Source organism: Mycobacterium sp. NGS64 (genome assembly GCF_059812245.1).
On the sequence record NZ_JCALCI010000002.1, the window covers coordinates 339541 to 361067 of the forward strand.

23 protein-coding genes are annotated in these 21527 nt (G+C 65.6%); 9 read left to right on the top strand and 14 right to left on the bottom strand.

What is annotated here, in order from left to right; genetic code table 11:
- Positions 1–8 precede the first annotated feature (8 nt).
- Positions 9–749, bottom strand: a complete 741-nt coding sequence (fabG, locus tag AC5Y4S_RS09920) for a 3-oxoacyl-ACP reductase FabG (RefSeq protein WP_500032431.1) — start codon at positions 747–749, stop codon at positions 9–11.
- Between the two features lie 134 nt (positions 750–883).
- On the opposite strand from fabG, the gene AC5Y4S_RS09925 reads away from it, so the two are divergent.
- Genes AC5Y4S_RS09925 through AC5Y4S_RS09935 form a run of 3 tightly spaced genes read left to right on the top strand, consistent with a single transcriptional unit; the run spans position 884 to position 3348 of the window.
- Complete coding sequence (locus AC5Y4S_RS09925) at positions 884–2056, top strand: acyl-CoA dehydrogenase family protein (protein ID WP_500032432.1); 1173 nt, start codon at positions 884–886, stop codon at positions 2054–2056.
- Positions 2053–2874 (top strand): mycofactocin-coupled SDR family oxidoreductase, encoded by an 822-nt coding sequence (locus AC5Y4S_RS09930; RefSeq protein ID WP_500032433.1) that lies wholly within the window; start codon positions 2053–2055, stop codon positions 2872–2874. Before AC5Y4S_RS09925 ends, AC5Y4S_RS09930 begins: the two co-directional genes overlap by 4 nt.
- A gap of 48 nt (positions 2875–2922) precedes the next feature.
- Entirely contained in the window at positions 2923–3348 is a 426-nt protein-coding gene (locus tag AC5Y4S_RS09935; RefSeq protein ID WP_068109944.1) for a pyridoxamine 5'-phosphate oxidase family protein, read from the top strand.
- Here AC5Y4S_RS09935 and AC5Y4S_RS09940 read toward each other — a convergent pair.
- From AC5Y4S_RS09940 to AC5Y4S_RS09960, 5 genes are all read right to left on the bottom strand, one after another.
- On the bottom strand, positions 3345–4421 hold the full coding sequence (locus tag AC5Y4S_RS09940; protein WP_500032434.1) for a phosphotransferase family protein: 1077 nt from the start codon (positions 4419–4421) through the stop codon (positions 3345–3347). The two genes, AC5Y4S_RS09935 and AC5Y4S_RS09940, sit on opposite strands and share 4 nt — an antisense overlap.
- A 68-nt stretch (positions 4422–4489) precedes the next feature.
- A complete protein-coding gene (locus tag AC5Y4S_RS09945; RefSeq protein WP_500032435.1) occupies positions 4490–6238 on the bottom strand; it encodes an ABC transporter ATP-binding protein in 1749 nt (582 codons plus the stop codon).
- Positions 6235–8805, bottom strand: a complete 2571-nt coding sequence (locus AC5Y4S_RS09950; RefSeq protein WP_500032436.1) for an ABC transporter ATP-binding protein/permease — start codon at positions 8803–8805, stop codon at positions 6235–6237. The genes AC5Y4S_RS09945 and AC5Y4S_RS09950 overlap by 4 nt, the downstream gene beginning before the upstream one ends.
- 261 nt (positions 8806–9066) lie before the next feature.
- Positions 9067–10299 (bottom strand): fatty acid desaturase family protein, encoded by a 1233-nt coding sequence (locus tag AC5Y4S_RS09955; protein WP_500032437.1) that lies wholly within the window; start codon positions 10297–10299, stop codon positions 9067–9069.
- A 9-nt stretch (positions 10300–10308) separates the two neighbouring features.
- Positions 10309–11436 carry a ferredoxin reductase gene (locus AC5Y4S_RS09960; RefSeq protein ID WP_500032438.1) on the bottom strand — a complete coding sequence of 376 codons (1128 nt, stop codon included), beginning with the start codon at positions 11434–11436 and terminating at the stop codon, positions 10309–10311.
- 275 nt (positions 11437–11711) lie between these two features.
- Between AC5Y4S_RS09960 and AC5Y4S_RS09965 the strand changes: the two genes are divergently transcribed.
- Positions 11712–12623, top strand: coding sequence for an NmrA family NAD(P)-binding protein (locus AC5Y4S_RS09965; RefSeq protein ID WP_500032439.1), 912 nt, complete (start codon positions 11712–11714; stop codon positions 12621–12623).
- On the opposite strand, the gene AC5Y4S_RS09970 is transcribed toward AC5Y4S_RS09965, so the two are convergent.
- Both AC5Y4S_RS09970 and odhI read right to left on the bottom strand, forming a co-directional pair.
- Positions 12624–12923, bottom strand: a complete 300-nt coding sequence (locus AC5Y4S_RS09970; protein WP_500032440.1) for a hypothetical protein — start codon at positions 12921–12923, stop codon at positions 12624–12626.
- 119 nt (positions 12924–13042) lie between these two features.
- Positions 13043–13510, bottom strand: coding sequence for an oxoglutarate dehydrogenase inhibitor Odhl (odhI, locus tag AC5Y4S_RS09975; RefSeq protein WP_500032441.1), 468 nt, complete (start codon positions 13508–13510; stop codon positions 13043–13045).
- Positions 13511–13952: 442 nt separating this feature from the next.
- On the opposite strand from odhI, the gene AC5Y4S_RS09980 reads away from it, so the two are divergent.
- From AC5Y4S_RS09980 to AC5Y4S_RS09995, 4 genes are all read left to right on the top strand, one after another.
- The gene (locus AC5Y4S_RS09980; RefSeq protein ID WP_500032442.1) at positions 13953–14279 is read left to right on the top strand and encodes a hypothetical protein; all 327 of its coding nucleotides are present in this window, start codon (positions 13953–13955) and stop codon (positions 14277–14279) included.
- Positions 14276–14668, top strand: a complete 393-nt coding sequence (locus AC5Y4S_RS09985; protein ID WP_500032443.1) for a hypothetical protein — start codon at positions 14276–14278, stop codon at positions 14666–14668. The genes AC5Y4S_RS09980 and AC5Y4S_RS09985 overlap by 4 nt, the downstream gene beginning before the upstream one ends.
- 107 nt (positions 14669–14775) lie before the next feature.
- On the top strand, positions 14776–14961 hold the full coding sequence (locus AC5Y4S_RS09990) for a helix-turn-helix domain-containing protein (RefSeq protein ID WP_500032444.1): 186 nt from the start codon (positions 14776–14778) through the stop codon (positions 14959–14961).
- 16 nt (positions 14962–14977) lie between these two features.
- Entirely contained in the window at positions 14978–15277 is a 300-nt protein-coding gene (locus AC5Y4S_RS09995) for a hypothetical protein (protein WP_500032445.1), read from the top strand.
- Between the two features lie 20 nt (positions 15278–15297).
- Here AC5Y4S_RS09995 and AC5Y4S_RS10000 read toward each other — a convergent pair whose 3' ends face one another.
- The 6 genes from AC5Y4S_RS10000 to AC5Y4S_RS10025 form a co-directional block, all read right to left on the bottom strand.
- Positions 15298–15495, bottom strand: a complete 198-nt coding sequence (locus AC5Y4S_RS10000; RefSeq protein WP_500032446.1) for a hypothetical protein — start codon at positions 15493–15495, stop codon at positions 15298–15300.
- Between the two features lie 74 nt (positions 15496–15569).
- A complete protein-coding gene (locus tag AC5Y4S_RS10005) occupies positions 15570–15911 on the bottom strand; it encodes a hypothetical protein (protein ID WP_500032447.1) in 342 nt (113 codons plus the stop codon).
- A 67-nt stretch (positions 15912–15978) separates the two neighbouring features.
- Complete coding sequence (locus AC5Y4S_RS10010) at positions 15979–16467, bottom strand: hypothetical protein (RefSeq protein ID WP_500032448.1); 489 nt, start codon at positions 16465–16467, stop codon at positions 15979–15981.
- Complete coding sequence (locus tag AC5Y4S_RS10015) at positions 16464–16769, bottom strand: hypothetical protein (RefSeq protein ID WP_500032449.1); 306 nt, start codon at positions 16767–16769, stop codon at positions 16464–16466. The genes AC5Y4S_RS10010 and AC5Y4S_RS10015 overlap by 4 nt, the downstream gene beginning before the upstream one ends.
- Before the next feature lie 192 nt (positions 16770–16961).
- Positions 16962–17351, bottom strand: a complete 390-nt coding sequence (locus AC5Y4S_RS10020) for a hypothetical protein (RefSeq protein WP_500032450.1) — start codon at positions 17349–17351, stop codon at positions 16962–16964.
- A gap of 9 nt (positions 17352–17360) precedes the next feature.
- A complete protein-coding gene (locus AC5Y4S_RS10025; protein ID WP_500032451.1) occupies positions 17361–21152 on the bottom strand; it encodes a hypothetical protein in 3792 nt (1263 codons plus the stop codon).
- An 83-nt stretch (positions 21153–21235) separates the two neighbouring features.
- On the opposite strand from AC5Y4S_RS10025, the gene AC5Y4S_RS10030 reads away from it, so the two are divergent.
- Positions 21236–21523 (top strand): hypothetical protein, encoded by a 288-nt coding sequence (locus AC5Y4S_RS10030; RefSeq protein ID WP_500032452.1) that lies wholly within the window; start codon positions 21236–21238, stop codon positions 21521–21523.
- Positions 21524–21527 lie beyond the last annotated feature (4 nt).

The window sequence follows — 21527 nt, forward strand, 5'->3', positions numbered from 1 at the left end:
TGCTCCGCTCAGATGTGCCGGCCCCCCGTGACTTCCATCACGGTGCCGGTCATGTACGAGGACAGATCGGAGGCGAGGAACAAGGCGACGGTCGCGACCTCGCTGGGCTCGCCGGCGCGGCCCATCGGGATCTCGGCCACCTTCTCGTCCCAAATGCGTTGCGGCATAGCCTCGGTCATGGCCGAGCGAATCAGGCCGGGAGCGATCGCGTTGACCCGCACCCCGAGGTAGGCAAGCTCTTTGGCCGCAGCCTTGGTCATGCCGACGATCCCGGCCTTGGCCGCCGAATAGTTGGTCTGGCCGACCATACCGACCTTGCCCGACACCGACGACATGTTCACGATGGCGCCGCGCTTGTTTTCCCGCATGACCGCCGCCGCCAGCCGGATGCCGTTCCAGGTCCCCTTCAGGTGCACGTCGATGACCTGATCGAACTGCTCTTCGGTCATCTTGCGCATCGTCGCGTCGCGGGTGATGCCGGCGTTGTTGACCATGATGTCCAGGCCGCCGAAGCGCTCGACGGCGGTCTGAATCAACGTCTCGACCTCGGCCGCCCGCGTCACGTCGCAGCGGACGGCCAGCGCCACCTGGTCGCCGCCCAGTTTGTCGGCCGCGGCCTGGGTCGCCTCAAGGTTGACGTCCCCGAGCACGACCCGCGCCCCCTCGGCGACGAATCTCTCCGCAATCGCGAAGCCCAGCCCTTGGGCGCCACCTGTGACGACTGCAGTCTGACCATCCAGCAACGACACGTTAATCCCGCCTCCCTCGCTTTGCTCCCGCCATGGGTGCCCGTCGGTCGAATATCATATTTCATATAGGATCGCGCTCGGCGCCGGGTGCGCCGCGGCCAAGCGACAAACTTTCCAAAGAGGAGCGCCCGCCTATGACGACTGCCGAAATTCAGGAAGTACCCGACGAGGACTTCCGGGAGATCCTCGCCCAGACCCGGCACTTCGTCCGCAGCGCCGTCGTCCCGCGCGAGCAGGAAATCCTGACCGACGACCGGGTGCCAGACGACCTGCGCGAGCACGCCAAGAAGATGGGCCTGTTCGGGTATGCGATCCCACAGCGGTGGGGCGGCCTCGGCCTGAACCTCGTCCAAGATGTCGAGCTGGCAATGGAATTGGGCTACACCTCGCTCGCGGTGCGGTCGATGTTCGGCACCAACAACGGCATCGCGGGACAGGTTCTGGTCGGCTTCGGCACCGACGAACAGAAGCGACGCTGGCTGGAGTCGATGGCGTCCGGTGAGGTCGTCGCCTCCTTCGCGCTGACCGAGCCCGGCGCCGGGTCGAACCCGGCAGGCCTGCGGACCAAGGCCGTTCGCGACGGTGACGAGTGGGTGATCTCCGGTGACAAGCGCTTCATCACCAACGCGCCCGTCGCCGACCTGTTCGTGGTGTTCGCGCGCACCCGACCGGCCGACGACCAGGGTCCCGGGATCGCCGTCTTCCTCGTCCCCGCGGACGCCGCGGGGGTCCAGGTGGGCGCCAAGGACGCGAAGATGGGCCAGGAGGGCGCCTGGACCGCCGACGTCAGCTTCAGCGACGTCCGCGTCGGGGGCGACGCGCTGATCGGCGGCAGCGAGGATATCGGCTACCGGGCCGCGATGACGTCGTTGGCGCGCGGCCGCGTGCACATCGCGGCAATCGCGGTGGGCGCGGCGCAACGCGCGCTCGATGAATCGGTGGCCTATGCGGCCACGGCGACGCAGGGCGGGACGCCGATCGGGAGCTTTCAGCTGGTGCAGGCGATGCTCGCCGACCAGCAGGCCGGGGTGCTGGCCGGGCGCGCGCTGGTGCGGGAGGCCGCGCGGCTGTGGGTCAGCAACGAAGACCGCCGGATCGCGCCGTCGGCCGCCAAGCTGTTCTGCACCGAAATGGCCGGAAAAGTAGCCGATCTCGCGGTGCAGGTGCACGGCGGCAGCGGCTACATGCACGGCGTTCCCGTCGAACGCATCTACCGCGACGTCCGCCTGCTGCGGCTCTACGAGGGCACCAGCGAGATCCAGCGCCTGATCATCGGTTCGAACCTCGTGAAGGCGGCGCAGCGATGAGCGGCAGGTTGGCGGGGCGGGTGGCGCTCATCACCGGGGCGGCGCGCGGCCAGGGCCGGGCTCACGCACTTCGGATGGCCCGGGAGGGCGCCGACATCATCGCCGTCGACATCGCGGGCAAGCTCCCGTCCTGCGTGCCCTACGATTCCGCGACTCCCGACGACCTCGCCGAAACCGTCCGCATGGTCGAACAGGAGGACCGTCGAATCTTGGCCACCCACACCGATGTTCGCGACTTCGGCGAACTCCGTCGGGTGGTCGAAGACGGCGTCGGCGCCTTCGGACGCCTCGACATCATCGTCGCGAACGCCGGCATCTCGGCGCCACAGGCGTGGAACGACATCACCCCCGAATCGTTCCGCGACGTCATGGAGATCAACGTCACCGGCACCTGGAACACCGTGATGGCCGGCGCGGACAAGATCATCGAAGGTGGCCGCGGCGGCTCCATCATCCTGATCAGTTCCGCGGCCGGCATGAAGCTGCAGCCGTTCATGGTGCACTACACCACCAGCAAGCACGCGGTTGCCGGGATGGCGCGCGCGTTCGCCGCCGAGTTGGGCAAGCATTCGATCCGGGTCAACAGCGTGCACCCGGGACCGGTGAACACCCCGATGGGATCCGGCGACATGATCGCGGCGATGGCCAAGGCCATGGAAACCAACCCGCAGCTGACCAACATGCTCACGCCCTTCCTGCCCACCTGGGCCGCCGAGCCCGAAGACGTCGCCGACGCCGTCTGCTGGCTGGCCAGCGACGAATCGCGCAACATCACCGCCGCGCAGATCCCGGTCGACCAGGGTTCGACGCAATACTGATCGGCCCTCGCGGGGAATAGCCAACACGGATTGGCGTTGCTAGGCGGCATGAAAGCCTTCAGCGAAACCGAACGCCAGGAGTTCCTCGCCGATACCCACGTTGGCGTCCTGTCCGTCGCCGCCGACGGCCGGCCGCCGGCCAGCGTCCCGATCTGGTACGACTACACGCCCGGGGGCGACATCAGGATCATGACGGGCGCGTCGAGCCGCAAGGCGCGGCTCATCGAGCGCGCGGGTGCGGTGACGCTCGTGGTTCAGCGCGAGGAGTTGCCGTACCAATATGTGGTGGTGGAGGGCACCGTCGTCGGGACCACAAAGCCGGCCCCGGCCGACGCGCAAGAAGCCATCGCCATCCGCTACCTCGGCGAGGAGGGCGCGCGCGCGTTCCTGCGCAGCATGGAGGGTGTCGAGGAGGTGCTGTACACCATCCGCCCGGACCGGTGGCTGTCTGCCGACTTCACCGGCGACCTCTAGCCGAGCAGCTCCAGCGTCCCCAACTCGCGGATCGCCCGGCAGCCGCGGGTTAGCATGGCGAGCACCATGTCGTCGCCGCGCTCGGTTGCCGCGGCGAACGCGAATCCCAGCGCGGAGATCAGCGGTGCCTGCAGCACGCCGAGCCGGTAGTCGCGCCAGCACGTTTCGCGGTCGTAGCGGGTGACCCCGCAAGCCGTCAGCGCCCGGTGATAGTCGGCGACGAGGCCTTCCTCGATGTCGGCGCGCAGTTGCGGATCCAGGCTGGTCGCGGCGAAGTAGGCCAGATCTCTGGCCGGCAGGCCGACGCCGAGCGTTTGCCAGTCGACCACGCTGACCCGCGTCCGGTCGGGATCGAACAGCATGTTGTCCAGCCGATAGTCGCCGTGCAGCAGGGCGAACCGGTCGTACTCGGCCAGCAGCCACGGCGCCACCAAACCCATTGCCGCCGTGAAGGTGTCCCGGTCTTCGGCGCTCATCCGGCCGCCCAGCTTCTCGAGCGTGATGTCGGCGCTCATCTTGGCCACCTCGCCCATGCCGTTGGCACCGGCCTCGTCCGGCCGCCCGAACGCGATGCCTTCGAAATCCAGCCAGGCCGGATCGCACCAGGTAGGGGCGTGCAGGCCGGCCAGGGCGGTAACCGCAAGGCGCGCTTCGGCTTCGCCGCAGCCCGCGAGCTGGTCGCCCTGCACCGCCGGGGCCTGATCGGCGAGCAACAGCGCGAAATCCATTGCGTCCTCGGTGATCTCGCAATAGAAGCACTCCGGCGTCGGCACCTGCACCCGATCGGCCACGGATGAGTAAAACGCGCATTCGCTGCGATACCCGATGACGACCCGGTCGCGCACGGTGTCGTCCTGGGCGGGCAGCTTGATGACGAAGGTCTGCGGCAGGTCACCGGGATCCGTCGCGTAGCTGGCCGTGACCCGGTAGGTGGCGCCGGTCTGGCCGGTACCGATGGCAACCACATCGACGCCCGACACCGCGACGGGCGCGCGCCGTTCGCTGAGCACGCCCGACAGCCATTCCGGGGTCACGTCGCCGGGGTACCGGGGAATCGACACCACCGCATCCATGAGCAGGCCTCCAGCGCTCCGACGGTCAATTGACCGATCAACTGTAAGGCATACGGCAAGAGCCGCGGTCAACCGCCGTGATCGACCGCGATGTGCCACTCCGCGGCCTCGCGCTGCTGGCGCCAGAATTCCTCGAAACGTCCGCCCGCGGAAAGCAGTTCGTCGACCGTGCCGTCCTCGATAATGCGGCCGCCGTCCACGAAGAGCACCCGGTCGGCGTGGCGAATGCTCGCCAAGCGGTGCGCCACGATCACCCGGGTGCGCGCATTCCGATCGGCGCTGAGCGCGTCGACCACCGCGCCCTCGTTTTCGGTGTCCAGGGCACTGGTCGCCTCGTCGACCAGCAGCAACGGCGCGTCCTTGAGCAGGGCACGCGCGATGCTCACACGTTGCCGCTCTCCGCCGGACAGCGCCGACCCGGCCTCGCCGACGACCGTGTCCGCCCCGTCGGGCAGCCGGCCGGTGAGTTCGTCGACCCGCGCCAGGGCGACGGCGCGCGCGAACTGCTCGTCGCCGGCGGCCGGGTTTCCGGCGAGGACGTTCTCGCGGATCGTGCCGTGGAACAGGTACGGATGTTGGAACACGACGCTGCTGGTCGCGCGCCGGGCCTCGGCGTCCAGGGTCGCCGCGTCAACGCCGTCGATGAGCACGCGGCCCCGGGTCGGCTCGTGCAGGCCGGCGATCAGCGCCAGGATGGTGCTCTTGCCCGATCCGGACGGCCCGACGATCGCCGTCGTGGTGCCGGGCCGCAGCGAGAAGCTCAGTCCGTCGAGCGCCGGCGCGCCCGCCCCGTCGTAGCCGAAGGTGACGTCGTCGAACTCGATGTGCGGGGCCGCGGCGAGCCCGGGCAGCATGGCGGTCCCGGCCTGCATGACGGGCGCGGCGAGCACGGACCGGATGCGGTCCAGGGTGGCGCGGGTGCTCTCGAGCGCGGGGGCCAGCTCGCTGAGGGTGGTGAACGGCTCGAGGTAGCGGGCGATCACGACGATCAGCGCGACGGCCTCCGGCACGCTCAGGGTCCCGCTCAGCGCCAGCGCCGTCGTCGTGCCCGCCAGCAGGATGAGGGCCAACTGGCTGGCAATGCTGAACAGCAGCTGGCCCGGAACCTGCATGGCCAGCAGCCGCATCGTCGCCCCGCGCTGCGCGGCCAGCGCCTCGCCGACCAGGCTGCGGGCCGGTTCGGCGCGCCGCGCGGCCCGCAACGCCTGCTGGGTTCGGGCGAACTCGATGATCCGTTCGGTGAGCGCGGTATTGGCCGCGGCGGCCGCGGTGTCGGCGCGGCGCGCGAGCCGCGCGGAACCCCACAATGCGCCCAGCAGCAACGGCACGCCGCCCAGCGCGGCCAGGCCCAGTTGCCAGGAAACCGGCAGCAGCGCCAGCGCGATCGCGGGAGGCAGCAGGATCGCGGTGACGAGCGGAGTCAGCAGGTTGACCACCAGGCCCACGAGTTCCGGACCCGTCGCCGCGATCGCCTGCCGCGCGGTCGCGGTGTTTTCGGCGCTGAACCAATCCAGCCGGGCGTCCGGAAGCCGGTCCGCCACGTCGTGCTGGCTGTGGTCGAGCACGGCGAAGCCAAGATCCAGGCCGATGCGCGCGGTCGCTGTGTCGATCACCCAGCCGGCCACGGTCGCGGCGGTGAGCCAGCCCAGCCACACCAGCGCGCGGTGCGGTTCGCCGCCGAACAGCGCGCCCACCAGTGGGACCAGCAGCACCGTGGCCACCGCCCGCACCACCACGGAGATCAGGGCGAGCGCGGCGTACGAAAACACGTTGGCGCGGCGCTCTTTCGGAACCAGCGCGATCCAGGTGCGGATCATCGGGCCGCCTCCCCGGCCGCGGCCGCCGGCACCGCGCTGCCGTGGCCCGTGTCCCACAGCCGGCGATAGCGTCCGTCCGCGGCGAGCAGCTCCTCATGGGTGCCGCGTTCGGCGATCCGGCCCTCATCGAGAACGACGATCTGGTCGGCGCGGCTGATGGTGTGCAGCCGGTGGGCGATCACGAGCACCGTCCGCTCCCGGGTGAGCCGGTTGAGGGCTTGCTGCACAAGGTATTCCGATTCCGGGTCGGCGAAGGCCGTGGCCTCGTCGAGGATCAGGACCGGGGTGTCGGCGAGGATGGCGCGGGCGATGGTGAGCCGTTGGCGTTCCCCGCCCGACAGCCCGCTGCCCGCACCCAGCATTGTGTCGTAGCCCTGCGGCAGCCGCATGATGCGGTCGTGGATTTGGGCCTCGCGCGCCGCGGCCTCGATCTGCGCGGCGGTGGCATCCGGGACGGCCAGCGCGATGTTCTGCGCGACCGTGCCGTGCACCAGCTGGGTTTCCTGCAGCACAAAGCCGACGCGCGTGTAGAGCTCATCGGCGCTCAGCGACCGAATGTCCTGTCCCCCAACCCGTATCGCGCCCTCCTCGACATCGTGGAATCGGGCCAGCAGCGCGGCCAGCGTCGACTTGCCCGAACCCGACGGGCCGACCAGCGCGGTGACGGTGCCGGGCCGCAGCGTCAGCGACACGTCCCGGATCACCGGAACGCCGGGCCGATACCCGAAGCGGACGCGATCGAACACCACGGTCGCCGGCGGGTCGCCGTGGAGCGCTTCCTGCCGTCGCACCTCGAGTTCGGGCTCGTCGAGGGCGTTCTGCAGCCGCCGGGCGGCCAGCGTCCCGGCACGGATGCCGCCCAACCCGTAAGCGATGCCGAGCAGGCGCGCGCCAAACGTGGTGCCCAGCAACAGGAACGGCAGCAGGTCGACTGGATCCATCCACCCGCCCGCGATGAGCAGGGTGCCGGCCGCCGTGATGAGCCACAGGAACGTCGAGGGACGGGTGGCCAGATCCATCAGCGTCTTCTTGCCGGCGAGGGGACGCTGCCAGGCCGCCAGGAACCCGACGTACTCGTCGAGGCGGCGGCGGAAGCTGGACGCCGCGGCGCCGCCGAAGACCCGAATCACCGGCTGCCCTTCGAGATACGCGCCGGCCTCCCCGCTCATCCGCTCCGCCCAGCGCTGCGACTGGGGGATGCGTGGGCCGGACTGAATCGTGATGGACGACGTCAGCACCAGGTAGACCAAGACGGGAACGAACAGCACCAGCGCAACCCGCCAGTCGACGGCGAAGAGGTAGATCAGCACCGCCACCGGCGCGACGACGGCGGCGACCGCGTCCGGGATGGCGTGGGTGACCAGATAGTGCAGCGCCAGGGTGTCGTCCTGTACCAGTTGCTTGATCGACCCCGATCCGCGGGCGGTGAACCAGCCCAGCGGCAACCGGGACAGCTTGGTCAACAGCCGCGAGCGCAAGTCGCTGGCGAAGCGCGCGTCGAGGACATGCAGCCACAGCGTGAGCGCCGCGCCGAGCACCGTGCCGAGCCCCAGCAGCGAAACCGCCGCGATACCCAGCGTCCACAGCCGCTGCTCGCCGGCGCCGGATACCAGCAGCCGGGCCAACTCGACCAGGAGCACGAACGGCGCCAGTTGCACCAGCGTGATCACCGCCTGCAGCACGCCGGAGAGGATGAGCGCGGGGCGCAGCGGGGCAAGCAGCCGGCCCGCGCCCTGGGCGCGCCAGCTGCCGCGGGGCGGCGGCGACGCTGTCGACGGTTCGGGTTGTGGCACAAGGGGTTCTGAGGTTTCCCGCTCGTCGCCGCGGCTGGTGCCCATGGCGCGCCCGGCGCTCCAATAGGCCTGGGCGTGAACCTCGGACTTGGGAAACCCGAACTCGTCGCGCAGCCGCGTGCGGACGTGCTTGAGCGTCGTCGCCTCGGGCGTGGCCCACGCGTACCAGTTCGACCAGTCCCTGCTCTCGATCGCCGCGGCCAGCGACTTCTCGTCGCGGCGCGGGACCCAATGCACCCGCAGCCGTGGGTGTTCCGCTAGCGGGATCAGCGTGTCGTTGTCGTCGTGCTGCTCGAGGTACACCTCGATCGGGACGTCGCCGGGGACGGTCCCGACGATTCCGTTGATCCCGGGTATCGACGCCGAGTCGCCGATCAGTAGGTAGCCGGCCGGCTGCTCGTCGGGCGCGTCGAAGCGCGACGAGCCCATCAGCGACATGACCGCGATCGTCGCGCCGGGTTGCACGGTTCGTGCCCACAACGAGGCCGGGCCCGCCGGCTCGTGCAGGACGACGTCGACGGCGAAGCGGCCGGCGGCGACGTCCGCCTCCGAGATCGTGTAGGCGCGCTGGAACTCGGTGCTCGATCCGTCGGGGTCGGGGAACCAGAACCGCAGCCACGCCGCGGGTTCGGCCTCGACCTCGTCGAACAGCGTGGGTGACTGCATCCGCACCCGCACGAAATGTGGTGCGATGCGGACGGTTTCGACGACCGTCGCGATGTGGTCGCGGGCGCCGAAGCTGCGCAGCATCACCCCCTGGAATCCGCGCGCCATCAGCGGTCCGCCCCGACGACCTCTGTCTCAGCGCTCAGCGGCGGCCGGCCGCCCCGACAAGACGCAACCGACTGCATTCAGCGACCCTCCGAGTAGGTAAGTTACCCACAAACTAAGGGTTGCCTTACCAAAGGTCAACTAGGGGGCGGCTACGACGCCCGCCCGGGCCCCGTTCGCGCGTCGAGGTCGACGAAACCGTGCGCTCTGCTCGAACTTTTTCGCGCTGGCGTCAATCTGGGCGAGCCTCGGTCGAGGGGCCGGCTAGGCCGCCTGCCCGGCCCCCCGCAACTCGCGCAGGGCGGTGCGCAGGCCGCGCCGTTTGCCGGTCTTGGGATCGACGAAGCTTTCCCGCAGCCCCTCGCGGACGCGGAACTTCAGCTCCGAGCGCGTCTCACGTGCGTCGTCGGGCGTCGCCTGCAGAAGTTTGTCGGGCAGGGCGAGCTTGAGGATCGTCCAGAACGTCTGCAGGTATTGGCGGCCAAGGGATCCCGTGGTGTAGGGCAGGTCGTATTTGTCGCACAGCTCGCGCACCCGCACCGCGATCTCCGCGTAGCGGTTGCTGGGCAGGTCGGGAAACAGGTGGTGCTCGATCTGGTAGCACAGGTTGCCACTGATAAAGGCCATCAGCGGGCCGGCGTTGAAGTTCGCCGATCCCAGCATCTGGCGCAGGTACCACTCGCCCTGGGTTTCGTTCTCGAACTCGTCGACGGTGAATTTCTCCGCGCCGTCGGGGAAGTGGCCGCAAAAGATGACCATGTAGGCCCAGATATTGCGGATCAGGTTGGCGGTCATGTTCGCCTTGATGGTGCGCTTCCAGTTGCGCCCGGTCAACGCGGGGAAGATCAGGTAGTCCTTGCCCTCCTGCCTGACGAGTTTCTTCATGATCACCCGCAGATCCTTGGCCGCCTCGGCATAGCTCTTCTGCTTCTTGCGGAGCTTGGCCGTCTCGATGTGGTGCAACGCGACGCCGTACTGGAAGAACGTGCCCAGCAGCATGTTGTAGATCGGGTTGCCGAGCATCCAGGGTTCCCACGGCTCGTCGCGGGTGACGCGCATAATGCCGTAGCCGACATCGGCGTCGAGGCCGACGACGTTCGTGTACTTGTGGTGGACGAAGTTGTGGGAGCGCTTCCACTGGACGCTCGGGCAGGTGGTGTCCCACTCCCACTCCGTCGAGTGGATCTCCGGATCGTTCATCCAGTCCCATTGGCCGTGGATGATGTTGTGGCCCAACTCCATGTTCTCGATGATCTTGGCCATGGCGAGCATGGCGGTGCCGGAGACCCAGGCGAGCTTGTTGTGGCTGGCGAACAACACGATTCGACCGCCGGCGGCCAAGACCCGCTGCAACTGAATTGACCGGCGAATGTAGCGGGCGTCGCGTTCACCGCGGGACTCCTCGATGTCGGCGCGGATGGCGTCCAGTTCCTGCGCGAGCTGGTCGACGTCCTCGGTGGTGAGGTGGGCGTATTCCTTGATGTCGGTGATTGCCATTGCTTCCCCCTAGATCTTGATGGTGCAGTCTCCGGATGCCGTGGAGATGCAGGTTTGAATGCGGTCGCCCGCGCCGTGTTCGGTCCCCGAGCGGAAGTCGCGCACGTGTCCGGCCTCCAGTGGCAACACACACGTCTGGCAGATGCCCATCCGGCACCCGAACGGCATTTGGATGCCCACCTGTTCGCCGGCCTCCATAATCGATGTGGCGCCGTCGATTTCGACCGTCTTGTCGGAGATGGCGAAGGTGACCGTTCCGCCTTCGCCGCCCTTGTCCGTGGCGGCGATAGTGAAGCGCTCCATGTGCAGCTGATCGCTGCAGTCAGCGCCTTTCCACGTCTCTTCGGCGGCGTCCAACAAGGAGTTCGGGCCGCACACCCAGGCCGGGCGGTCCTGCCAGTCGGGCACGATATCGGCGAGCTCATCGAATTCGAAGTGACCCTGGGTTTTCGTGAGCTGCAGGTGAAGTCGATATCCCGCCTGTGCCTTCTCCAGCTCGCGCAGCTCGTCGTGGAAGATCACGTCGTCGGCGCTCGGCGCCGAGTGGATGTGCACAATGTCCGCCTGCTGTCCGCGCGACTTGAGCGTGCGCAGCATGGCCATCACCGGGGTGATGCCACTGCCGGCGGTGATGAACAGGATCTTGGCCGGCGCCGGGTCGGGCAGCGCGAAGTCTCCCTTGGGCGAGGCCAGGCGCACGATGGTGCCCGGCTTGACGCCGTTGACCAGGTGCGTCGACAGAAAGCCCTCGGGGGTGGCCTTGACGGTGATGGTGATGTTCTTGTTGTCGCGACGCGGGATCGACGTCAACGAATAAGAGCGCCAGTGCCACCGGCCGTCGATCCGCAGGCCGATGCCGACGTACTGGCCCGGCTTGTACCGCCCCGAAAAACCCCAGCCGGGCTTGATCGTGACGGTCGCCGAGTCGGCGGTCTCGGGGCGCACGTCGACGATCAGGCCACGCAACTCCCGCGCCGACCACAGTGGGTTGAGCAGCTTGAGGTAATCGTCGGGCAATAACGGGGTGGTCGCGCGGGCCGCCAGCCCACGCGGCACATTGACCCAGGATTTGGCGGTCTGCACGCCTTTGGCGGGCGCGGTGCTCCAACGAGTGAGGCTACGAAGCGGAGAAGCCATAAGTCATCCCAGCGGTCTGATCCAGGGTTTCACGTGGGCCGGTTGGCTCACGCCTCCCCATCGGCTTCCCATCCGCCGAGTTCGATAAACACGTGTTCGCTGAGCCGATTTGTGCTCGCCCGCCGATATACATCGACAATGGCGTTCTAGCTGCGCATTCACGCCATCGCGCACAGATCCGCTTGCCATTGAACACAGGGTCAATTTGTGAACACGCGTAAGCCCCGTTACGGGGTTACGATCAGCTCCAAATCCGTTGAAACAAAGGTGTTTTCATGGCAGAGCCGCCGACCTACCTCATCACGGGCGCCGGCGGCGGGGTGGCGGGCATCAGCCCGCAGGTGGTGACTCGGCTGCTCAGCCTGGGCGCTGCCGTGCGCGCGATGGTGCACCGCGACGACGCCCGCGCCGACGCGCTGCGCGCACAGGGCGCCGAGGTGATCGCCGGGGACCTGACGAATCCGGTCGACGTCTTCGCGGCGATGTCGGGCGTCACCCGGATGTTCTTCAACATGAGCGTCTCGCCGGATTACCTACAGGCCACCACGGTGGTGTGCGTGGCGGCGAAGGAGCTCGGCGGCCTGGAAGTGTTGGTCAACATGTCGCAGATGACGGTCTCGCAAATGACCGCCACCAGCACCGCGGAATCCAAGCACCAACGCCTACATTGGCTCGCCGAGCGCGTCATCAATTGGTCGGGCGTCCCGGCGGTGCACGTCCGGCCCACCGTCCTGCTGGAAAACCCGCTCTTCGGGATGTTGGCGGCCCGCTCGATCCGCGAGACCGGCCAACTGTCGCTGCCGTTCGGTAGCGGGCGCACCTCCCCCGTCGCCTCGGCCGACGTCGCCGACGTCATCACCGCCATACTTGTAGAACCGCGAGACCATCTTGGCGCGGTCTACGAATTGACCGGTCCCGCGACGCTTTCCGTCGAGGAACTCGCCGAGGAGTACTCGCGGGCCCTGGGTCGAACCGTCAGCGCCGTCCGGCCGTCCGACGACGAGTGGCTGCGCGAGCTCGGCGGACTCGGCATGCCGCCGCACGTGGAGCAACACATCGCCACCATGGCGCGACTGCACCGCGAGGACCGCTACAACCGGTCGACCGACGATGTCGAACGCCTGATCGGCCGTCCCGCGGAGACGGTGCGGCACTACGTCGAACGGCACCGCGAACTGTTCGAGTGATCAGTCGCCGTCTACGGCCAGGTCGGCCTCGGACTCTTTTCGCTTCAGCTGGGCCAGCTTTCGATCCTCGGCTGCCGCCTCGCGATGGCGTGACGCGGATTTGCGGTGCACCTCCGAGTCGGACACGCCTTGTGCGACGGTCACGTCTTGCACGTGCGCGACTCGCTCGTGCTGGCGGGCGGACTCCTCGAAGCTGCGGGCCGCCGACAGGCCTGCAAGGGCGGCCCGTTCGCGAGCCGCGGCAGCCCGGCTTTCCGCGCGGTCGATGGCTTGCTCGTATGGGTCCTGTGCGGTGGCCATGACGCGCCTTCCTAATTGCGGTTCAACGCGGTTACCCGCGGAGTGGGCAACGAAACGTGGGGCGTTTGGCGCCGACACGATGACGTGTCGCGCTGGATTATCGACATCGCCCGTCCGACTTATCCGGTCAGGAAGACGAGCCGGAACTTACCAATCTGCACTTGATCGTTGTTGGCCAGCACCGCTGAGTCCACCGGCTGACGGTTAACGTATGTGCCGTTGAGGCTCCCGACGTCGGCGACGGTCCAGCTACCGTCCTCTGCCAGGCGAAACTCGGCATGACGACGGCTCACCGTGATGTCATCCAGCAGAATCTCGCTGTCGGGATGGCGTCCCACCGAGGTGACTGGCTCATCGAGCAAGAACCGAGAACCGGCATTCGGGCCGCGCTTCACGACCAGCAGCGCCGATCCGCTCGGCAATGCTTCGACGGTTTCCGCCACCGTAGTGGTCGAACCGTCATCCGACTCATCGAGGAAGTGGTCGCCAAAGTCGGCAGTGGTCTCGCCGGCTGCTTCTGTGAGGTTCCGGTCGTCGTCGCGATTCACGTGCCGGTCACCCCGCCCGGCACTCCGGCCTGATTGCATGATGCCAGCCCACCTGGGCGGCTCCTTTTACCTAAATGCTCGGGCACGCTGACATGCCCAACAGTCAAGAAGAAGTACCCAAATTGGGAGGGTCTTATCCTGGGCCAGCTAAGGGAGTAAAGCCCACCCGTCTAGCCAGTAACCGTTATTTGGCGCATGAACATCGGTGCGGGCGGAGGGACTCGAACCCTATTCAGCTACCAGGTCAATGGGCCAAAACCGGCTTCAGGTGCTGAAACACATCACGGTAGTTCACTCCAGTTATCTGTAACTGCGGCCAAATTGCGGCCAGAGTGCGGCCACGGCGTCGCCGCCGCAGCGCGCGGTCCCCCGGATGTCGGAGCGACCTGAGACCCTATCCGACAAATCAAAGGCCCCGGCGGCTGCGGTAACAGCCCCGGGGAATGGCCGAACTAGACACAGAATGAGGAGTCCGACAGCTATGAGTATGACAACCCCAACCCACAACCCCCCCGGCATCCCCTTGCCGCCCGGTTTTCCCTCAGCTTCTGAGTGGCAGCCCGGACACATCGTCGACAGAAGCGAGACGCGCGCATGGCGCTATCTCGACGGCGCCGAGCGGCGCATCACCGACAGCAGTTCGCATATCTACCTTTGCGGGATTCAGTACGACGACGGCAGCCTTGATGCCGAGTTCGGGATTGGTGTCGTCCCCGGCGACAACGCGCTCAACAGCGACCAGGCCCGCGAGCTGGCCGCGGCGTTGCTCGAGGCAGCCGCCGAGCTGGACAGGTGGGCCGAGCAATGAGGCAACACGACGAGTTTCAAGCGGAAGTCAGTCGAACACGCAGGCTGATGCAGATCCGTCTGAAGCCACTCGGTAGCTGGACGGCGGAAGAACGCCTTGAGATCGCCGAATTCATCACCACCGCGCTCGCGCTCGATGAGATCGTGGCCGGGTGGGATGAGCCGCTGCGCTGCCAGAGCGGCCAGAGCCCACGGCCGTGTCGGAACCGAGCGGCGTGGCTGGCGGCACAGCATCAGCCCTGCGGTCACAAGCTGGTGTGCACCTACCACTACAAACGGTGGCTCAAGAGGAACCTGCTCAACCTCGTCATCTACGAGGACTTCGGTTGTCCGGACTGCCACCAGCGGTTCACTTCGATCGAGCAATTCGCCCGGTTCCGGCGGTTGTGATTGCCCGCGGCCCCGCTGGGGGTTAACGGTGCGCCCAGCGGGGCCGCACATCATCGGAACGCGAGGAAGTCACAGCGTTGTCGGATCACCGAACTACATTCGCCGGCATGACACCGAACAGGATCCTCTACGACGCCCCTGGGGCAGCGGAGCTGCTGTCCACGACACCCAAGCGCATCAGCGAGTTGCGGCGCGCTGGTGCACTCGCCGCCGTGCGAGACGGACGAAAGTACAAGTTCACCGCCGCAGAACTGAACCGATATGCGGCGAGCCTTCCGTGCTACGTGCCCTAACCGAGAGGATGAGAACATGACCAGCCACTCGTGCCCGCGGTGCGGGCTCGAATCACAGTGTTCGCACGGGCGTTGGTGGGATCGACACCCATTCGCCGCGGTGCTATTCGCCCTGCCGGCCGGGTACACGCTTGTCGGTGTGATCCTGGCCTACCCGTGGTTCTTTGTGCCCGTCCTGGTGGTCGCCGCGGCGCTCTGGGTTGATCGTCGGAATCACCGCCTTGCGGCGATCGCGGCCCGGGCCGACTATGAGCACCGCGAGCTGATGGTCCGCGCCGTGATGCGGCGGCCCGCCGGTGCGCAGGCGTCCCGCTGATCACTGGTCGACGACAGAACCTATTCCGGCGAGCTGAAGGCACCCTCTAGCCGCACCTCGATCTCAGCGATAGGGGTGTCGGTGCTGACGGCGATGTAGTCGCGCGCCATCGCTTCGATCTCGCCGGGAAATCTGGCTTGCGCCAGCCCGTCGATGGCGGGAATGTGGATCATCCACCAGCGGCCGTCTCGTGTCACTTGGACGTCGTAGCTGTGCATCTTCGGAGCTTTCTTCGGAGAGGGAAGAGAGCCATGCTAGTAGCCGAAGCCCCAGAGCAACATCCCCAGCACGGTCAGGGCCGATACAGGCATCCGCGGGCTGCGGCATGGTTTCTCAGTGCCCTGGCTTTCTCAATTAAGACAGGGTCTTTCTCGCTGTCAGTCGGCGGAATGCCGAACGGTATTGACACATGGCCGGGAGGCAATCCCGGAAGCGCAGAGTCGTCGAAAGCATCGAGATCTGCCTTGGCGCACTCATCGACTGAGATGCCCCAGCTGCCAGCCGATTTGAGATCTTGAGCGACGTGTTGCTGGTAAGCGCGTTCAGGGCCAACCCACTGCCGCGTTGTCGAAAGCGTGTAGTCGTGAGATTTCATCGGCCGAAACGCGAGGTAATTCGGCTCGGTTCCTTTCATCTGCGCAGGGTGGACTTGCCGGTATAAGACCTCATTGCTTGTGAGCCAACGAATTTGGTCGCCAGAGTCAGAGCGGCTGGCCATGGAAGAAGCTCAGCACGCGCTGCACGTCAAACGGGTCGACAGTTACCTCTGCACTTGCGCCGGAAGGGGACTCGGACTCATGCAGCCATGCACCATGCTCTGAGAACTCAATCACGCGTTCGGCGCCGTCGTCGGTCTCCCATTCCACCTGCAGCGTGCCTTCGCCGGCCGCAACAGCTTCTGCGTCGAGGGACACTGCGGGCCCCAGCGCGGCCAGGAATTGCCGATAGTGCTCAAACGCGCCCGGTGTTGGCGCGAGGCTTCCCGGGCCGAGCCAGCCGTCTCCCAGTTGTAGGAGCTGGTTCAGCTTTGCACCGATGATGTGGTGGGCGACGACTTCTCCCCCGGAGAGCGTCGAAGCCAGACCGAGGTACACAACCCGGGCGGGCGGCATAACTGGGACGTGGGGGGCCTCTCCCGTCCACCTGGGGGCGTCATAGACGTCACCGGGCGCACCAGCAAGCACGGTCATTTTTCCCCCTTCGCCAGGTGTGCATTGAGCAGGTCACGCAGCCGCTCTGCGTTCCCCTTTGTCATATAGAACGCTCCGCGCGGGTTGATCGTTACAGCGCCACCAAGTTGTTTGAGCCGTTCCTCAGCGTGGTCCTGCGACAACCACACCGGTGCCGCCAAATGCCCGAACAGCAGGTACACCGCCCCGGGTCCAGCCGGATCGTCCGTCAGCGCAAACTGGTTAACCACCTGTGCGCTCTCCGACAACCCCTCAGGCCAAATCGCCTGGACTTGCAAGGCGATCCCGTCAGGTTTCGTCATAGTGCATCAACGGTGTTGTGCATGTTGCAAATGATGCGGCATCTCCCGCCGGCGTGCCCTGCCATCCAATAACAGTATATGAGTGACGTATGTCACAATATGGCCACATCTCCTCAATGCGGTCAAGGCGCACCGCGAAGTTCCAGCCAGCCGGCCTGAACCCCGGATGTAGTGGCAGGTAGTGGGCAACTGCTATTCCGTGGGTGCCGGCTGGTCGACAGGGGTGAACGTCTGCGTGTAGGCGTCGTTGGTCATGCCGTACAGCCCGGAGTTGTCCGCAACCAGCCATTCACCCTGATTGGCGGTCTGCGCGTCCCCCACCCCGTCTGGCTTGACCGGGGTGACGCGGCAAATCGTCGCCGGGTCGCCGTCGGGTGGGTTGTGGCGCAGGATCTCGACCCGGATGTTCGATGTCACACCGGCGTTGACCGCACCCACGAGGGCGGTGAAGATTTTGTCGAGCTTGGAGTCTCCGTTGCCGTCCTTGACGAACAGTTCATCCAAGCTCGGCGGTAGCTGTAGTGATTGCGGGTCGATATGGTCCACCTTCGCGACAGGGCTAAAACCCGACAATTCCGTCATTTATACCCCTTAAATTCCATCGATTGAACGCAGTCGCACCACTGCCGAATTGGCGGCGTCATTACTAGCCCCCCATCCAACTTTATTAGGAGTCATGAAATCAGTTCGGCTGCCTGAATAAAGTATTATCCAATCCACACCGTTAAAACTGTATTCCGCGTAGCGGTTAGCGCCGTCATCCCGCCATCGGAGCCAGTTCGGAATGCCCATCAGATCGCTGATTCCTCTTGACGCATATGAGGCGCTAACACTGGTAGAGCTGTTCCACTTTGTTGCGGTGAGAACAAAACCTCCGTTGTAAACCATCGATAAGACGATGAATTTTCCCGACACCGAGTCATAGAGGATCGGGCCGCCATTGAAATAGTTTCCGGGTTGAACGGCCCACTCAAAGTAGGTCGGCATCGCGAAACTACTTATGGCTGTGGGTGTTAGCACCTCAACGCGCCAGGTATCCGAGCCAGAGGGAGGAATGGTCAGCACTCTGCCATCTTTGTCGGCGGTGATGGTGGCGGTCCCCATGGCGAAAGGCTGCGACCAACCTGACGAAGGGGGTGCTTTGAACGCGGTTAGCGGACCGCCCATCACCCGGTCCCAGCTCGTTCCGTTGTCCCGCAAGATCAAGCCCGTGTCGGAGGGAATGTAGAGGCCGCCCGGGGTTAGGGAGTTGTTGGCGGGAAGCTGCGCGAACGGCCGGTCCCCGGCGCTGGGGGCGTTGTCGTAGTAGTGGACCTTCTTGATGCCGGGCGGGAACTTGCCGGCAGCAACGGATGTCATGCCGAGGCCGTTGTATCGCTGCCCGGAGCCGATTGACGAAAAGTGAGAGGTGTCCGTTACGGGGCCAAGCACAACGGCATTGTTGTAAAGCACTTCAAACACGTACGGGTTTCCAGCGAGGCGGTCACCCGCGATGATCTTCAGGATTCCGTCTGTGGAGGCGGAGTTCAGGTTTGCCGGGGAACCGATCGCGTGGAGAACACCGCCGGAAACCGCCTGGACCGAGATCTGTATATTGCTGCCGGACTTAACGAGTTGCACCAGCGTGTAGGCATTGTGCGCGGAATCGGATCGGACAACGATATATGTGGTGACACTCGTGGAATTAGCTAGATCAAAGAGGGAGCCTAGTGTCGCTTCAAAAACGATATAGTCGCTCCCGGATTGGGTCGGGAATAATTGCAGGTCACCGGACCCAGAAACGGTCAGCACTGCCTGGCCGCTCGTAATTCCCATCGTCCCTGTGCCCGGCGACATAACGCCGGACATGTTGGCTTGGTTGGCCATTGTCGTGAAGTCGACCGTGACGTTCGTTCCCGACGGCGCAGCGACCGTGTTCAACGCCGAAGCCACGCTGGTGACTTGAGTTTGGGTGACTTGGGTGTTGGCCTTATGTGCACCAAGCGCCGAAATGAACGCGGAGACACCGAAATTCCCCGCGAGGCCCTGTAGCTGCTGAGGGGCGCTACTGATGAGCGCAACTAACTGCGCTTGCGCGTCCGCTACAGCTTTGTTGACCTGGGAAGCGTCATTCAGCCCGGCTTGGACGACCGCATCAATCAGGCCTTGCGCGTTGGCTTGCACGGTGCCGATCGTCTGCCCCGCCACCGTCAATGCGGTGTTGATAGCTCCTGTGAGCTGTGCTGCGTTGAATTGGCCTGTGGCGGAGAGGTTTTGCAGCAGAGTGCCGATGGCTGTCCCCGCCACCGTGACTGCTGAGTTGAGTGCTCCTGTGAGTTGTGCTGCGTTGAATTGCCCGGACGAGTTCAGGTATTGCAGCAGGGTTGAGAGGGGGGCGCCGGCGAACGTGACGGCAGCGTTCAGCGCCCCGACGAGTGCGGAGGCGTCGAACTGGCCGGACCCGTTCAAATGCTGCAGCAGCGTCCCAATAGCGGTTCCTGCGACGGTGACTGCGGTGTTCAGGGCGCCCGCAATGTTGCCGCCCGGGATCGCCTGCAGATAGGTTTGCAGGTTGGTGACAGTGTGCCCGGTGCCCGAGTGGCCGAGGGCGTTGGCGATGTTGTCGATGATCTGCTGAATCAGCAACAACAGATTCACCACATCGGTGATCGAGGTACCGGTAATCCCGGTGATCAACGCGTTGATGTTGTTCGCCGCGGTCTGCGCCAGGCTTTGCGCGGACGCAACCAGATTGCCCAGGGCGGTGGGGGTGGAGACGGCGGCCGCGGTGAGCATGGCGGCGATGTTCGAGATGGCGGTCGCCGCATTCGACACCCCAGTCGCCAACGTGTTGCCGAGGGCGACGATGTCGCCCGCACCCAGCGCGGTGAGGAGTGTCTGGAAGTTCGAGGTGAACACCGCCAAATCACTGACGAGATCCTGAATCAGCCCTTGGTGGATCAGGTTGGTGCGGCGGATGTTGACGTCGTCAAACCACACTTGTCCGGCGGAAGCCCCCGACCCCACGTACAGTCGCAGGCGGATGGAGGTGACACCTGCGGGGACGGTGTAGGAGCCGCCCAGGTGCGTCCACGACCCCGAGCTGGGCGGGGAGGTGAGGGAGTTGATGGGGGTGTTGGTGCCGGTGTCGGTTTGGATGTGCAACGCCACCGCACCCGTGGTGGCGGTGAGGCCGGTCCAGGAGACGTAGGCGTCGAAGTCGAACGTGTGGCCCTCATCGACATACACCACGTTCCCGAGCAGTCCGTGGTCGACACCGTTCGCGTGGACGGTGGCCGAGCCAGCCGCGGTCCGCCCCACCAAATCCCACACCCAGTCGCCTGTGGTGATGGGGGGGTCGAGGTCTTCGCGGGTCCAGTTCTTCCCGTCTGCGGCGTTGCCGAGGTCTGAGGAGTCGTCGAAGCCGGGGTTGAGTTGCAGGTTGGGCTGCACCTCCGAGAATCCGGAGATCGGGATCAACAGTTGGCCGAGCCAGGACTGGACTGCGGTAACGGGGTTGAACGATTCCAGGCCGAGCTGGACGTTGCCGAGCATCCTGACCAAATTCTTGAAGGGCACGATCAGTTGCGGCAGTGGATCATTCACGACGTCGCCGGGGAACGCGAGGACGGCGAGGACTTCGTTGATGAAGTTGATGATCGACGTCAGGTTGACGATCCACGGGTCCATCGCGGACGTGATGAACTCGATGACGTTGCCGAACTCCGCCAGGTTGATCCCGGAGAACAACTTGATGATCGGCCCCAGGACTTGCCCCAAAGGGCCTAGAGCCCCTCCGGGTGCGCCGCTGCCGCCCATCCCCAATGCGCCGAAGAACGTGTTCATGGTGGGGAGGAAGTTGGCTACTTCGCCGAACAGCTCCCCGACGGCGGTGATGAGGTCGTTGAGGTCGTGGATGAATTTCGGGTCGATCCCGAGGACGCCGGCCCAGGCGTCAATGATCTTGTTGATTTCATCGGTGAACGCTTTGACCGGCACCACGTAGCCGAGGAAGAACCGCTCCGCGGCGGCGAACAGGTTCAGCGGGAACGGCCCATCCCCGATCCCAAACAATGCCCCGAGGACGGGGAGGATGTATTGGAGGTCACCGAAATCGATTGCACCCTCCGTTAATTCACCCCCGCCTAGGAGAACGATGATGTCGGCGATGAACTGCTGAATCTGCTGCAGCGGGTTCTGGGTGGCGTCGTTGACACCCTTCTCTAACTGCCGCTGCCCCGCCGCCAGATCTTTGATCTGGTAGTCGTGGCGCTGGATCGTCTCGATGAGCTTCTGGGTGTCTGAATAGTCAGCGGCATTCGGGTTCGGAGACTCCGTAATCGACGTCAGGACACGCGTTTCCGGCTGCACATAACCATCGCCGCCGCCGAACATACTGGTCACAGACCCACGCCCTTCACCGCTGGCAAGCCGAATCCGGCGCGTCGCTCAAACCCCAGGCGGCATGGGTCTTCTACGCTTTCGCCGTGACAACTCCCGACGAAGCCGGCGCTGCGCACCGGGCCATCATCAACCAAGTTCCGATCACGATGACCGCCACCATCACAACGCTGCACCAGATGATGACGACATTTGGCCCTGAACTGGCCGGGGCTCAACACATTCCGGTACAGAAGTTCAACGAATGGATGGCACATACAGCGATCTGCATCGCCACCATGGAGAACCGCCTTGAACGGCTTGAGGGGCGCCCCGGAATGCCCGATGACGCGCTGGGCGCCATCTTGTCCGAGTTTTATGACCCACACGACTAGCAGC